The 13,983-nt window shown below is 39.3% G+C and carries 14 protein-coding genes; 12 read left to right on the top strand and 2 right to left on the bottom strand.

The window, feature by feature from the left end; translation table 11 throughout:
* The first annotated feature begins 200 nt into the window (after window positions 1–200).
* From ilvB to FC81_RS04350, 9 genes are all read left to right on the top strand, one after another.
* Window positions 201–1,922 (top strand): biosynthetic-type acetolactate synthase large subunit, encoded by a 1,722-nt coding sequence (gene ilvB, locus FC81_RS04390; protein ID WP_057743389.1) that lies wholly within the window; start codon window positions 201–203, stop codon window positions 1,920–1,922.
* Window positions 1,923–2,189 (top strand): ACT domain-containing protein, encoded by a 267-nt coding sequence (locus FC81_RS04385; RefSeq protein ID WP_057743386.1) that lies wholly within the window; start codon window positions 1,923–1,925, stop codon window positions 2,187–2,189.
* A gap of 109 nt (window positions 2,190–2,298) precedes the next feature.
* On the top strand, window positions 2,299–3,309 hold the full coding sequence (ilvC, locus tag FC81_RS04380; RefSeq protein ID WP_057743384.1) for a ketol-acid reductoisomerase: 1,011 nt from the start codon (window positions 2,299–2,301) through the stop codon (window positions 3,307–3,309).
* 122 nt (window positions 3,310–3,431) lie between these two features.
* On the top strand, window positions 3,432–4,706 hold the full coding sequence (gene ilvA, locus FC81_RS04375) for a threonine ammonia-lyase IlvA (protein ID WP_057743381.1): 1,275 nt from the start codon (window positions 3,432–3,434) through the stop codon (window positions 4,704–4,706).
* Between the two features lie 53 nt (window positions 4,707–4,759).
* Window positions 4,760–5,542, top strand: coding sequence for an ABC transporter ATP-binding protein (locus FC81_RS04370; RefSeq protein ID WP_057743379.1), 783 nt, complete (start codon window positions 4,760–4,762; stop codon window positions 5,540–5,542).
* 28 nt (window positions 5,543–5,570) lie between these two features.
* Window positions 5,571–5,960, top strand: a complete 390-nt coding sequence (locus FC81_RS04365; RefSeq protein WP_057743377.1) for a RidA family protein — start codon at window positions 5,571–5,573, stop codon at window positions 5,958–5,960.
* A 47-nt stretch (window positions 5,961–6,007) separates the two neighbouring features.
* Window positions 6,008–7,825 carry a dihydroxy-acid dehydratase gene (ilvD, locus tag FC81_RS04360; RefSeq protein ID WP_083478755.1) on the top strand — a complete coding sequence of 606 codons (1,818 nt, stop codon included), beginning with the start codon at window positions 6,008–6,010 and terminating at the stop codon, window positions 7,823–7,825.
* A 39-nt stretch (window positions 7,826–7,864) separates the two neighbouring features.
* Window positions 7,865–8,833, top strand: coding sequence for a bile acid:sodium symporter family protein (locus FC81_RS04355; RefSeq protein ID WP_057743374.1), 969 nt, complete (start codon window positions 7,865–7,867; stop codon window positions 8,831–8,833).
* 364 nt (window positions 8,834–9,197) lie between these two features.
* Window positions 9,198–9,848 (top strand): SDR family oxidoreductase, encoded by a 651-nt coding sequence (locus FC81_RS04350; protein ID WP_057743372.1) that lies wholly within the window; start codon window positions 9,198–9,200, stop codon window positions 9,846–9,848.
* A gap of 183 nt (window positions 9,849–10,031) precedes the next feature.
* Here FC81_RS04350 and FC81_RS04345 read toward each other — a convergent pair whose 3' ends face one another.
* Window positions 10,032–10,511: a Dps family protein gene (locus FC81_RS04345; protein ID WP_057743369.1), complete on the bottom strand. Its 480-nt coding sequence runs from the start codon at window positions 10,509–10,511 to the stop codon at window positions 10,032–10,034.
* Window positions 10,512–10,656: 145 nt separating this feature from the next.
* Window positions 10,657–11,319 (bottom strand): DUF6198 family protein, encoded by a 663-nt coding sequence (locus FC81_RS04340; RefSeq protein ID WP_420806341.1) that lies wholly within the window; start codon window positions 11,317–11,319, stop codon window positions 10,657–10,659.
* A gap of 393 nt (window positions 11,320–11,712) precedes the next feature.
* On the opposite strand from FC81_RS04340, the gene FC81_RS04335 reads away from it, so the two are divergent.
* The 3 genes from FC81_RS04335 to FC81_RS04325 all read left to right on the top strand — a co-directional run bounded on the left by FC81_RS04335 (window position 11,713) and on the right by FC81_RS04325 (window position 13,904).
* Window positions 11,713–12,354 (top strand): VIT1/CCC1 transporter family protein, encoded by a 642-nt coding sequence (locus FC81_RS04335; protein WP_057743440.1) that lies wholly within the window; start codon window positions 11,713–11,715, stop codon window positions 12,352–12,354.
* Window positions 12,355–12,379: 25 nt separating this feature from the next.
* Window positions 12,380–13,081, top strand: coding sequence for a VIT1/CCC1 transporter family protein (locus FC81_RS04330; RefSeq protein ID WP_057743437.1), 702 nt, complete (start codon window positions 12,380–12,382; stop codon window positions 13,079–13,081).
* Between the two features lie 217 nt (window positions 13,082–13,298).
* Window positions 13,299–13,904, top strand: coding sequence for a nitroreductase family protein (locus tag FC81_RS04325; RefSeq protein ID WP_057743367.1), 606 nt, complete (start codon window positions 13,299–13,301; stop codon window positions 13,902–13,904).
* Window positions 13,905–13,983 lie beyond the last annotated feature (79 nt).

Raw genomic sequence — 13,983 nt, 5'->3', positions numbered from 1 at the left:
ATCACACCGCGCTAAGAAATTAGAGCGGTGGATTTTTTTAGCATCCATCGTTAAGATGGATGCTTTTATTTTTGGAAAAATAAGTGCTTTTAGAAAAAATTAAAGGGGGTGGTGCCTAATCTGATTAAGTAGGAGAAATTGATGTGAAAGGATTTCCAAAACATCAAAGGTAGGTCTGGTTTTCAAGAGGAGGTGAAACCATGTTGGCAGAACACAACAAAAAGGATCAGTTAAAAGAGGATGACCTGGCAACAGGTTCAGATGTTTTACTTGAAACATTAGGGCAGCAGGGGGTAGAACTAGTTTTCGGTTATCCAGGTGGAGCTGTATTGCCGCTCTATGATGCAGTTTATCGGCAATCATTTGACAACATTCTTGTCCGGCATGAGCAAGGTGCGGTTCATGCGGCTGAAGGGTATGCCAAAGCAACAGGAAAAATCGGAGTTGTGTTTGTGACCTCTGGCCCCGGTGCTACCAACGCAATAACAGGGATTGCAGATGCAATGCTCGATTCAATCCCACTGGTTGTTTTTACGGGTCAAGTCGGCTGTGCTGCCATTGGAAAAGATGCTTTCCAAGAAGTAGATATTTTAAGCATAACTGCACCAGTTACAAAACAAAATTATCAGGTACATGACGTTAAAAATCTTCCTAAAGTTATAGAAGAGGCGTTTGCAGTTGCCGTCAGTGGGCGATCTGGTCCGGTTGTCATTGACCTTCCCAAAAATGTGGCCTCGGATTCAACTAGTGATAAAGACGATGGTAAGACTGATGCACTATACAGTATTCAACAAGAGGAAAAACTTGATGAAGCCATGCTTTCAAGCATTCACGAGGCACTTTTACAAGCAAAAAAACCGTTGGTCCTTGCTGGGGGCGGTGTGATTGCAGCAGATGCGGTACCAGAGCTCAGGGAATTTGTACATGAATTCAACTTTCCTGTAGTTTCGACATTAGTAAGTTTAGGTGTGCTGCCGGCTAATGATTCTCTTTTCTTGGGGATGGGTGGGATGCACGGAACCTACCAAGCCAACATGGCATTTTATGAATGTGATTTTCTCTTGAATATCGGGTCTCGTTTTGATGATCGGCTGGCAACTAATGCCGCCGAGTTTGCACCAAATGCACGAATAGCACATATCGATATAGATGAATCTGAACTAGGAAAAGTCATTACAACAGAGTTTCCAGTTAGAGCAGATGCAAGAAAGGCTTTGGATTGGTTAACAAGCAATGCAAAGACTAGGACTAGGCAAGAACATAAAGAATGGCTGCAGCAACTGACTGATTGGAGACAACAGCACCCGCAAAATTATGAAACAAATGAGAAACAGATCAAACCACAAGCAGTGATTGAAGAAGTTGGCAGGCTAACTGCTGGGGATGCAACCATCGTTACCGATGTTGGGCAGCACCAAATGTGGGCAGCACAGTACTATCCCTTTAAAAGACCGCGACAGATAATTACTAGCGGTGGATTGGGTACAATGGGGTTTGGCCTGCCGGCAGCTATCGGTGCTAAGTTGGCAGTTCCCGAAAAAGAAGTAGTTTTATTTGTAGGTGATGGTGGAATACAGATGACAGTGGAAGAACTTGATGTTATCAGAGAGTACAAATTGAACATCAAGATAATTATTTTGAATAACAAAGCACTTGGGATGGTACGCCAATGGCAGGATTTATTCTACGAAAAAAGGCGCTCTCAAACGATATTCAGCGGTCAACCTAATTTCATTAAGCTAGCTCATGCATACGGAATCAAAAGTGTAAAGCTTTCTCCTAAGTCTTGGCGTAAAACATTGGCAGATGTTTTTGCAAAGAACGAAAGTGCCTTGGTGGAGGCAGATATTCCCGAGCTTGAACAGGTTTACCCAATGATTGCTCCAGGTCAGCCCAATCAAGTTATGTTAGGGGTCGATTAAATGCATGAAATAATTGAATGCAAAATGAAGAATAGGGTAGGCGTTCTAAATCGTCTTACCGGGTTGCTGACACGAAGAAATATCAATATTGAAAGTGCCTTAATTGCTTCAACACCAGATAACCAGTTAGCGGTAGCAAAATTCAGAATTTATGTTGCTCAAGCCCAAGAACGCGAACATCTAAAAAGAGTGATTGCTAAACAGATAGACGTTTTAAGCGTGAACTGGTGCACGGATGATTTCACAAAAAATTCAGGTACTAACTAGTAACTGATGTAGAAAAAGATTAATCAGATGTATTGTACACATTTTTTAGGCAATATTAAAGCTTTTTGACTAATAAACGTATGTAAAAGAAAAAATGGAGGTTATTACAATGACAGTAGAAATGTTATATGAAAAAGATGTTACGACAAATTATATGAAGAATAAGAAAGTTGCCTTTATCGGTTATGGTGCCCAAGGGCACGCCCAAGCTAACAACTTACGTGACTCAGGTGTCGATGTCATCATTGGTATCCGTCCAGGGAAGTCCTTTGACAAAGCTAAAAAAGATGGTTTTGAGGTTTATTCTGTTGCAGAAGCAGCTAAAAAGGCTGATTGGGTACAGATGTTAACTCCAGATGAAGTTATGTCTGATGTTTATAAGGCAGAAGTTGCTGATAATTTGGAAGCGGGAAATGTACTTGGCTTCTCACATGGTTTCAATGCTTATTATAAGGAAATTGTTGCACCTAAAGATGTAGATGTTGTAATGATGGCTCCTAAAGGACCAGGTAACTTATGCCGTCGTACATACATGGAAGGTTCAGGTGTCCCAGCTCTCTATGCTACTTATCAAGATGCATCTGGGCATGCTGAAGATTTGGCTAAAGAATTTGCTAAAGCAAACGGCGCTGCTCGAGTAGGTCTTTTGAAGACAACCTTTAAAGAAGAAACTGATGAAGACTTATTTGGTGAACAAAATGTCTTGATGGGTGGAATAACATCTTTGATCGAAACAGGGTTCGAAGTATTAACAGAAGCTGGTTACTCACCAGAATTGGCTTTCTTTGAAGTAGATCATGAGATGAAACTTATCTGTGATTTGATCTATGAGGGTGGTTTTGCAAAAATGTATAATGATTGCTCAAATACTTCTGAATATGGTTCCTACACAAGAGGACCTCGCGTAATCAACAGTGAATCAAAAGAAGCAATGAAGCGCAATCTTAAAGAAATCCAAGATGGAACATTTGCCAAAGAATTTATGGATGAATACCGTGGTGGATTCAAGAAGCTGTACAAGTACCGTGCAGAAATGGAAAAATCAGAATTGCAAAAAGTCGGGGATGAATTACGGACTAAAATGCCATTCGTAAGTAAAGCTGACAAATATAGCGACTAGTTTTAAAAGATATATCAGAAAAGCGAAATAAAGGAACCTCAATCCAAATTTGGATCGCGGGGCGCGTATTCCGCTTTTCATCATACATAATACAATAAATTATTTAAAAGGTGGTGGCGTTAATGGATGTAATGACTAAAAGAGAACTATTAGGAAAAGAAGATATCGACGAAGCGTATGAGGTGTTGCATCCAATTATTAAGCGTACACCGCTCCAGTACGACACATATTTATCTCAAAAGTACAAATGTCACGTTTATCTCAAAAGAGAGGATCTTCAAGTAGTCAGATCTTTTAAAATACGTGGTGCATATTATGCGATTTCGCAAACACCCCAAGCTGATCGTCAAAAGGGAATTGTTTGTGCTAGTGCAGGCAATCATGCACAAGGAGTGGCTTGGACATGCCACAAAATGAAAATACCAGCTGTAATCTTTATGCCAACAACAACACCACGTCAAAAAGTTGAGCAGGTTAGATTTTTTGGAGGAGACGAGACGACGATCAAACTGATAGGGGATACATTTGATGCATCTGCACAGGCAGCAACCGACTTTTGCGAAAAAAACAAGTTGACTTTTATTGCTCCTTTTAATGACAAACGTACAATTGCGGGACAAGGAACTATCGCGTATGAGGTTTTCGATGAGGCACGTTCACAGGATATGGAAGTTGATTACTTATTTGCTGCAGTCGGGGGCGGGGGACTTATCAGCGGGTTGTCTGCATATACCAAAAACATCAGTCCACAAACGAAAGTGGTAGGAGTTGAACCTACAGGTGCGGCTTCAATGGCGGAAGCATTTAAACGCGGACACCCTGTGACACTTGCTAAAGTTGATAAATTTGTTGATGGTGCAGCTGTTAAAACAGTAGGAACATTGACCTATAACAATGCTAAGGAATATGTAGACAAAATGGTCAATGTTGCCGAAGGGCATGTTTGCACGACTATTTTGGAATTATACAGCAAAGAGGCAATTGTTGCTGAACCAGCGGGAGCACTGAGTGTAGCTGCTTTGGAAGACCAACGCGAAGAAATAGTAGGTAAAACGGTTGTTTGTGTAATCAGCGGTGGGAATAATGATATTGATCGGATGCAGGAGATCAAAGAAAGATCGTTGGTTTATGAGGGCTATCAGCATTATTTTATTGTGAATTTTCCGCAAAGACCGGGTGCACTGCGAGAAGTAGTTAATTACGTTTTGAATAAAGACGACGATATTACAAAATTTGAATATACTAAAAAAGTGAATCGTGGAAAAGGTCCCGTTTTGATCGGTATTAGATTGGGTGATAAAAATAATATTAAACAGCTTCGCTTGAGGCTAGGTCAGTTTGATCCTTATTATATTGACTTGAAAGAAAACCAAATGCTATATGAGATGATGGTTTAATCATATGTAGTGAAAAGCTATAACAACCAAATCTTACGAGGGGAGTTCAATGAATGCAAAATATTTTATCTTTTAAAAATGTCTCTTTGATAAAGGGAGAGAGACAGATTTTAAAAAACATCAACTGGACGATCAAAAATAAAGAAAATTGGGCTATTTTAGGACTGAATGGAGCGGGTAAAACGACCATGCTGAAGATGATTCATGGTGATGTGTGGCCTTCGCAAGGAAGTCTTGAAGTACTTGGAGGCCTTTTTGGTCATACTAATATCCCTAATCTAAAAAAGAAGATCGGTTGGGTGAGCACTGCTTTGCAGGATTGGCTTCATCCTGGAGATCTAGTTGAGGAAATAGTCCTTTCTGGAAAATTTGCAAGTATTGGATTATATGAACGTTATTCAAAACAGGAGATGCAAGAGGCTAAAGAACGGATAACTAAACTGGGCGGAGCTAAGCTGCTAGGCAAACCATATCGGGTTCTATCACAGGGAGAGAGACAGCTTGTTTTAATTGCTCGAGCTTTGATGGCTCGACCGAAATTATTGATTTTAGATGAACCTTGTAACGGGTTGGACCTTTTTGCTCGTGAAAGATTGCTTGCAAAAATTCAGAAGATTACACAGGCCCCCAATAGTCCGGCCTTACTGATGGTTTCTCATTATACAGAAGAACTGTTGCCGTGTTTTGATAATGTTATGTTTTTAAAAGACGGAAGTATTTATAAGGAAGGCAAGCGAACGGAGCTGTTAAGCAAAGAAAGTCTAACCAGTTTTTACGGAGAACCAATCGAATTGGTCACTAATGATAAAAAAAGAGTTATTGTCTATCCACAATAAGTTAGTCTAGCAAAAGGAGGTATATATAATGAAAAAAACGATAACGACTGACATGGCACCAAATGCACTTGGCCCGTACTCTCAGGGATTGGAGGTTAACAAAGTCCTCTATTGTTCAGGACAGATAGGTATTGATCCTCAGAAAGGAAAGTTGGTAGGGCTAGACGTTGTGGAACAAGCAAAACAAGCGCTGCAAAACATAAAAGCGATTGTAAATGCTGATGGGCTTGGTGTTGATGATATTGTCAAAGTTACAGTTTTTATGACCAATATTGCCGATTTCGCTAGAGTCAATGAGGTGTACGCAGAATTTTTTAAGTCGGCACCCCTGCTGCCAGCCCGTTCAGCTGTTGGTGTTCAAGCATTGCCAGCGGATGCCAAAATAGAGATTGAAGCGATGGCGGCTAAATATTGCTGATGAATATAGTAAGAATGGAAAAAATAAAAGAAATGAGGAACTAAAAAATGAGTAATACTTTAAATTTTTCGATCAGTGGAGATGAATTAAAGAAAAGAAGTGACACGATTACTGAAGGAACAGATCGCGCACCTGGTAGAAGTTTGTTGTATGCGACAGGTCAAGTAAAAGATCCAGCAGATATGAAAAAGCCCTTTATCGCGATTGCAAATTCGTACATCGAAATTGTTCCTGGACATGTTCATTTACGTGAACTGGCTGAAATTGCCAAAGATGAAATCCGTAAGGCAGGTGGGGTACCCTTTGAGTTCAACACAATTGGCGTTGATGATGGAATTGCGATGGGGCATATTGGGATGCGTTATTCGCTACCAAGTCGGGAAATTATTGCTGATTCGGCAGAAACAGTTATTAATGCTCATTGGTTTGATGGAGTTTTGTTCATGCCTAATTGTGACAAGATCACACCCGGAATGTTGATGGCCGCAGCACGGACGAATGTTCCAGCGGCCTTTGTCTCAGGGGGACCAATGAAGGCTGGACTTGATCCTAATGGTAAAGCAGCAACTTTATCAACTGTGTTTGAGGCTGTCGGGGCTTTCAAGGATGGCAAAATGAGCAAAGAGGATTTCCTTGAGTTAGAACAGAATGCTTGTCCTGGTTGCGGGTCCTGTGCAGGAATGTATACGGCTAATTCAATGAACTCATTGATGGAAGCGATGGGAATGGCTTTACCATATAATGGGACGACACTTGCAGTGTCTAAAGAGCGCCGTGAACTAGTGCGGCAAGCAGCTAGACAAGTTATGTACAACGTTGAGCATAATGTTAAACCACGAGATATTATGACAAAAGCAGCATTTGACGACAGTTTTGCACTTGACATGGCGATGGGTGGTTCAACTAATACTGTTTTACATGGTCTCGCAATTGCTCACGAAGCAGGAATTGATTACAGTGAACGTGAAATTAATGAGATTGCTAAAAAGACACCACATTTGGCTAAAATCGTACCTTCATCTTCATGGACAATGGAAGATGTGCACAATGCAGGCGGAATACCTGCTATCATGAATGAATTAATCGAAAAGGGCGGCATTCTTCATCCAGATCGACCAACGATTACGGGTAAGACAATTCGCGAAAATGTTGCCGGAGCACATACCTTGAATCCTGAGGTTATTAGACCACTTGACAATCCATATTCCGATCAAGGAGGATTGTCGATTCTTTATGGAAATATTGCCAAAGATGGTTCAGTAATTAAGGTTGCGGGTGTTGACCCAGATATCAAAAAATTTGTTGGTAAGGCAATCTGTTTTGATTCACATGATGATGCAGTCGCGGGAATCGATAATGGATCTGTCAAGGCTGGAGATGTAGTTGTTATTCGTTACGAAGGACCTAAAGGCGGTCCAGGAATGCCTGAGATGCTGAATCCAACTTCGGATATCATCGGACGTGGATTAGGAAGGACAGTTGCATTGATAACTGATGGTCGCTTTTCAGGTGCAACCCATGGAATCTGTGTAGGTCATGTTTCACCCGAAGCTGCAGCCGGCGGTGAAATTGCCCTGATCAAGGATGGGGATCAGATTACAATTGATCTTGAAAAGAGAACTTTGGATGTCGCAGTCAGCCAACAGGAGTTTGCAGAAAGAAGAAAAGGCCTTAAACCATTTCAGCCTAAAGTACGAATGGGTTATCTTGCACGTTATCAGTACTTGGTTACTTCAGCCAATACTGGTGGAATAATGCGTGGTGCAGATGAACTTTTTGGAGTTGCAGAAGAACAAAATAAAAAAGATAAGCATGAGTATGTTTGTGATGAGAAGTGTCTCTGTCATGAAAAAGAAACCAAATAGTTAGGTAATAGGCGATGTTTAGTAAGAGAGGAAGAGAAAATGAGCAAAGTAGAGAGATTAGGGAAACTAATTGGACGGTGGTTTACGCTTTTGGTAGTGCTATGGGCTGCTTTCAACTATGCAGTGCCCCAAGCCAGTTTATGGCTTGTTCCAAACATTTCTTATTTATTAGGAATAATTTTATTTGGAATGGGACTAACTTTGAAAATTGATGATTTTGAGAGGATTGCTAAAAAGCCTTTGCCTGTAATTGCGGGAACAGTCGCACATTACGTAATAATGCCAACATTAGCGTGGGTACTGTGTCTGATTTTTCAGTTAAAAGGGGCGACTGCTGCTGGCGTGATCTTAGTAGGGTCATGTCCAAGTGGAACATCATCAAGTGTGATGGCGTATTTGTCTGGTGGAGATGTTGCTTTGGATGTTTCAATTGAGACATTGTCGACATTATTGGCCCCTGTTGCGTTGCCAGGACTGCTACTTCTTTTTGCCGGCAAGTACATTGATATTCCAACTGCTTCTTTGTTTTTAAGCACAGTAAAAATTGTTTTGTTCCCGATTATTTTAGGGGTTGTTTTACATTCGATCTTTGGCAAAAAGATTGAGAAGGTCACGCATACTCTTCCATTAGTGTCGCAAGTAGCTATTTTGATGATCGTTGGTGCCGTTATTGCTGCCAATCATGATAATTTATTCACTGCTGCAACGGCATTGGTTATTCCAGTGGTGATCTTGCATAACCTTTCTGGTTATGGATTAGGGTATCTCTTTTCAAAAATGATTCAGTTACATGATCCACAAAGAAAGGCGATAACGTTCGAAGTTGGAATGCAGGACTCAAGTTTAGGTGCAACACTGGCTATCAAATATTTCGTTCCGGCGGCTGCAATTCCGTCAACGATATTCAGTATTTGGCATAATATTTCGGGATCAATACTTGCTTCTTATTGGCGAACCAAGAGTAGCAGTGAACCAAAGTCGGTTAAAACTAATTTTAGCAAAGCATAAATATACTCACCTTAAGATAGGAAAAGTCGTTAAAAATTAAGTGCTAACTCGAAATTGCGAATATAGCATGCTTTTTACTACAGGTAATTTAAAGTTAGCCAAAAAACTTTGACTTATAGAACACGTTTATATGGGGACAACGAGAAACTTAGTTTGAAATTTGAGTATTGATCTGAATACTTAATCATAAAAGCTTATTTCAAAGGATTCTTATTTTGAAAATTCTGCGAAATAAGCTTTTTTGTTATTTTATAAACTAATTTAGTGAACAGAATAGTGTCTGTACTGAAGAATAGTGTGCTATGATGCCGTTGGAATATGTTTTTTGATGCTTAATAAAGAAACTTAAAGAGGGGGAATTTCTATGAATTCTGTTTTTGTAATTGGAGCTCACGGACAAATTGGCCAAATGTTGGTTTCTAAGCTAGCAACTAAGAAAATAAAAGTTTATGCGGGTCTTCGGCGGAAGGAACAAGCGGCAGTCTTTCCAACTACTGACTTTATTCAGCCACTACTTTTCGATTTAACCAGCTCGATCAAGGAAATTGCGGCGGCGTTTAGAAAGAGTCAGGCGAAAGCAATTGTTTTTTCTGCAGGATCAGGAGGAAAAACAGGCGATGATCAAACTTTGCTTATTGACCTAGATGGAGCAGTAAAATCAATGATCGCAGCACAGGCCGCGGGAATTAAACGTTATGTAATGGTTAGTTCAATCGGAAGTGATAACCGTGAAGTGTGGGCTAAGAGTGGGCTGCAGCCTTATCTAATTGCAAAACATTATGCGGATGAGGAATTACAGCGGACACAGCTAGACTATACTATTTTACGTCCAGGAATGCTCACAAATGTACCAGGAAGCGGAATGATCGAAGTGAATCCGCAATCTAATAGACGGATCAGCATCCCCCGTGAAGATGTGGCGGCGGTAATCGCGACAGTTATTGATAATCGAACGACTTATAAGAAAAGTTATACTCTTGGAAGTGGGGAGATACCAATCCAAGAGGCATTCTGATTTGATTAAGTCTAGATTTACTAATTAAAAAAATAAAAGGTAGCAGTAAATTAGTCTGCGAGGTGAACCGACCCCCAGAAGTTAGACCAAAAATCTAACTTCTGGGGGTCGGTTTACTAAGCGCTTGTTTTCTTAAAAAGATATCTGGTAGAAACGATTTTTTTAAATTTAATGGTTAACGGTCTATTCAGCTAAAGGCCCTTTGTCAAGATAAGCACTGATCATCCAGATATTCTTATCAGTTTCAGCTTTGTAACCATTTAACATATCTTGTGTTGGGAAATCTTGTTCTTTATCTGTAATCTTAATGCCCTTTTGATATTGATCACGGAGATACTTGAATTGTTTTAATAAGCGCTGCATCAATTCAGACAAGTCGAACTGACCAAAAGAGACTTTGTCATCTGGAAGCCCAGTATTTTCCATGAATTCATGTGTTGTCGAAATTGGCGAACCACCCAGAGCGATTAGCCGTTCAGCCAATTCGTCTAATTGACCAGCTAACTGATCCTTGTACTCGTCCATTAAAGGGTGAAGACGGAAGAATTCAGATCCGCGCATATACCAATGTGTCTGTTGAATATTTGTCTGTAACTGTGTCAAGTCAGCTAAAAGCTGATTAAGCTGCTTCATTGTTTCAGGGTATGACTGTGTTTCTAACATAAAAAGAACCACCTTTCTTTGTCAAAATCATTTAATACCTACACGCTGATTATAGCTAGTTATTATGAGACATACAAATAATAAGCGTTTTCGAAGTTGAATGCAGTAATAGAGTACAAAGAATAAATGGTAACGAAAGGAAATGTTAATAGCCTTCTCCATTTTTAAAATTATGTTTTAGTTGTGGGAAAATAAGACGATCGGCTTCGGCAATAATGATGCCATTAAGCAAAAAGGAAAATAGTGTAGCAATGTTTACGGCATGTAACTGCTGGGAAGAAACAAAGCAAAAAATAATAATTGCTATAGGAACAATAAAATCAACTAATTGTGCTGCCGTAGAATTACCTGATAAATATAAGAAACGCAGTAGATTGGTCGTGTCGTCATTTGGATGCATAAAAATATTAGCTCTTTGGTAAAGCGAAATAGCAATACAAAATAAAATAACGCCAGAACATGAGATAAGGGCTCTAATAAGAAACGGCAGTGTGGGAATTCCAAGCTGATTAAAGAAGTGAGCAAAAATATTAACAAAGTAGCTAAAGAAAAAGATAAAACAAAGTTCGCCGATAAAGCGACGAGGGTCCCAATGATGAATAAGAAATTGATTGGCAATAATATTCAGCATCCCAAGTGAGAAGAGAATAACACCAATACTAGTTCCGGTAAGGCGGTTTAAATTAACGGCAGCGGCCGTCCACAGACCACTGCCAGCATTACCTGAGATGCAGAGCCCGTTACCGAAAGCATTTAAGAGTAGTCCGCCGACAAGGCCAAATAAGCGAACCTGAATTGAATTTTTGATAATATCCACCTCGCAAAGAAATTAGCGTATCAATAGGCACAAAGAAGGATTGATACATGCTAAGTTATATAATTCAACAGCTGTAGTGTCAAGCACTACTGGAATATTATGTCAGGAGTTGATAGTTGACTTTGAAAAACGGTCTATTAGATGGACGGTACTTAGTAGAAAGGATAATGAGAAAAAAGCTGATAAATATTAAAAATTAGGTATTTATAAACTATTCCTTTGGGTTATACAACAATTAGATTAGATTACGGTAAGCATTAGTTTACTTTTTACAAGCAAGAGAATATAATGATTACTAGATTATAATGATTCTAAATTAACACAGAATATAGTTAGGGTGAGACAGTTTTGGGAGAAAAAAGTTTGGCACAACGTGTTAACATAATGCGTGCAGCTGTAATGGGAGCCAATGATGGTATTCTATCAGTTGCTGGAATCGTAGTTGGTGTAGCTGGAGCGACAACAAATAGTTATGCTATCTTCATTTCTGGAATTGCGGGGATGTTAGCTGGAACAGTTTCGATGGCAATGGGGGAATATGTTTCTGTCAATACACAAAAAGATGCACAAAAACGTGCAGTTATACAACAAAAACAAGCATTAAAGGATAACTATAATAAAGAGTTTGATTTTGTAAAACAGAATTACCTTAAACAGGGAATTAATGAACATCTAGCTGAAAAAGCAACTAAGGAAATGATGGAGAAAGATGCATTAGTGACAACGGTACGTGAACGTTATGGTTTTGAAGTGGATGAATTTACAAGTCCATACGCAGCTGCGATGGCTTCAATGATAGCTTTTCCGCTTGGATCAATTTTGCCATTACTCGCAATATCATTATTTCCAACTAATATTCGGATCATTGCAACTTTTGCAGCCGTTATTATAGCTCTTTCCTTTACAGGTTACGGCGCAGCTATGCTGGGTAACGCTAATAGGCGACAAGGTCTTATGCGAAATGTTGTTGCGGGGATTTTGACAATGGTTGTTACATATGTAATCGGGAGTTTAATTGGAGGCTAAGATGGTGGAGAGGAGCAATAAGACGATGGATGTATTAGTAAAGAAAAAAGATATAGATAAGAATGAAACAATGGATGAAAAATTAAATACATTACGAGCTGGAGTTCTCGGTTCAAATGACGGTATTTTGACAGTTGTCGGGGTTCTGTTCAGTGTCGCTGTTGCAACGCCTAATCAGTTCACTATTTTTATTGCAGGTTTAGCCGATCTGATGGCATGTGCCTTTTCAATGGCTTCTGGTGAATATGCTTCAGTCAGTGCCCAGAAAGATACTGAACAAGCAGCTGTAATGGAGGAACGCGGTTTGTTAGGTAATAACCGTGCGTTAGAAGTTAAAAGTGTCCGGAAATATTACATGAAGCGTGGAGTTACAGCTAAAACTGCTCAAGAAATCGCAGAAGATCTAATAACAAAAAAGCCGCTTGAAACAGTAATTAATGTTAAGCACGGTCTTAAGCTGGGACACTACATGAATCCTTGGAAAGCAGCTGTTTCTTCGCTTTTTTCAGCAGCAGCGGGTGGTCTATTCCCACTATTAGCGATGACATTAAGCCCAGTAGCATATCAGTGGCAGGCAACGATTCTAGCGGTCTGTGTTTCTGTTTCTTTGACTGGTTTTCTAAGTGCTAAGTTAGGTAATGGGTTAGTGAAGGTGGCTATCTCACGAAACCTTGTAGTGGGAATCCTAACAATGATTATTCATTACAGCGTGGGGATTATTCTTTAGATAATAAGTAACTTGATACTGCCTAAGTCGATTTTTAATATATGTAAAATAGAGATGTAAGTAATGAATGGGGGTAAGAATAACTTTAACCCTGTTCTTTTTTTGTTAAAAATTTTTGTGAGACTTAAGGTTGAGAAGTTACCTAAAAATAAATATAATAAACATGTTATTAAAAATGTAACATTAAAAATATTTTAACACTAGAGGAGAATGCTTTATGAATGAAAAATATATTGACTTACTAAAAAAACGTCGTACTATCTATGCTCTAGGACGTAATATGAATGTAAGTGAAGATGAAATTGTAACTTTAGTTAAAAAGGCTGTACGAGAATCTCCAACAGCTTTTAATAACCAATCAGTTAAAGCTGTTATTTTATTTGGTACAGCATCAGAAAAAGCCTGGGATATTGTTGCTAAAAGATTAGAGACAGAGGTTCCAGATCCACAAGCTTATGCAAAAACAAAAGAAAAAATTACTAGTTTTAAGGCTGGACTCGGAACTATTTTATTATTTACAGATCAAAGGATCGTCGACCAGAATAAAGAGCAATTTAGCCTTTATGCAGATAATTTTCAGGACTGGTCAGAACAAGGCTTAGGTGGAGCACAACTTAGCATTTGGACAGCCTTAGCAGATAACCAGATTGGAGCAAGCCTGCAGCATTATAATCCATTGATTGATGATCAGATCAGAGAAGCTTTTGATGTGCCAGAAGGTTGGGTTTTACGTGCTGAAATGCCATTTGGATCAATTGAAGCTGCAGCTGGTGAAAAGCAATATTTAGCAGATGATGAACGTTTTAAGGTAATTACAGATTAGTTTAAAAGAAATACAAATTATAAAGGTTCTACAATATCTGTTGTTGGTAATAGATTTCTCTATTACTAATGACAGATTT

The sequence above is a fragment of the Liquorilactobacillus capillatus DSM 19910 genome, assembly GCF_001434915.1.
Taxonomy (GTDB): Bacteria; Bacillota; Bacilli; order Lactobacillales; family Lactobacillaceae; genus Liquorilactobacillus; species Liquorilactobacillus capillatus.
Note: the sequence above shows the minus strand (reverse complement) of the source record. Positions and strands in the feature narration are given on the sequence as shown.

What these genes read in the sequence shown, in the direction of transcription:
- ilvB (WP_057743389.1), top strand. Translation starts at nt 201, where the DNA reads ATGTTGGCAGAACACAACAAAAAGGATCAGTTAAAAGAGGATGACCTG.
- FC81_RS04385 (WP_057743386.1), top strand. Translation starts at nt 1,923, where the DNA reads ATGCATGAAATAATTGAATGCAAAATGAAGAATAGGGTAGGCGTTCTA.
- ilvC (WP_057743384.1), top strand. Translation starts at nt 2,299, where the DNA reads ATGACAGTAGAAATGTTATATGAAAAAGATGTTACGACAAATTATATG.
- ilvA (WP_057743381.1), top strand. Translation starts at nt 3,432, where the DNA reads ATGGATGTAATGACTAAAAGAGAACTATTAGGAAAAGAAGATATCGAC.
- FC81_RS04370 (WP_057743379.1), top strand. Translation starts at nt 4,760, where the DNA reads ATGCAAAATATTTTATCTTTTAAAAATGTCTCTTTGATAAAGGGAGAG.
- FC81_RS04365 (WP_057743377.1), top strand. Translation starts at nt 5,571, where the DNA reads ATGAAAAAAACGATAACGACTGACATGGCACCAAATGCACTTGGCCCG.
- ilvD (WP_083478755.1), top strand. Translation starts at nt 6,008, where the DNA reads ATGAGTAATACTTTAAATTTTTCGATCAGTGGAGATGAATTAAAGAAA.
- FC81_RS04355 (WP_057743374.1), top strand. Translation starts at nt 7,865, where the DNA reads ATGAGCAAAGTAGAGAGATTAGGGAAACTAATTGGACGGTGGTTTACG.
- FC81_RS04350 (WP_057743372.1), top strand. Translation starts at nt 9,198, where the DNA reads ATGAATTCTGTTTTTGTAATTGGAGCTCACGGACAAATTGGCCAAATG.
- FC81_RS04345 (WP_057743369.1), bottom strand. Translation starts at nt 10,511, where the DNA reads ATGTTAGAAACACAGTCATACCCTGAAACAATGAAGCAGCTTAATCAG.
- FC81_RS04335 (WP_057743440.1), top strand. Translation starts at nt 11,713, where the DNA reads ATGCGTGCAGCTGTAATGGGAGCCAATGATGGTATTCTATCAGTTGCT.
- FC81_RS04330 (WP_057743437.1), top strand. Translation starts at nt 12,380, where the DNA reads ATGGATGTATTAGTAAAGAAAAAAGATATAGATAAGAATGAAACAATG.
- FC81_RS04325 (WP_057743367.1), top strand. Translation starts at nt 13,299, where the DNA reads ATGAATGAAAAATATATTGACTTACTAAAAAAACGTCGTACTATCTAT.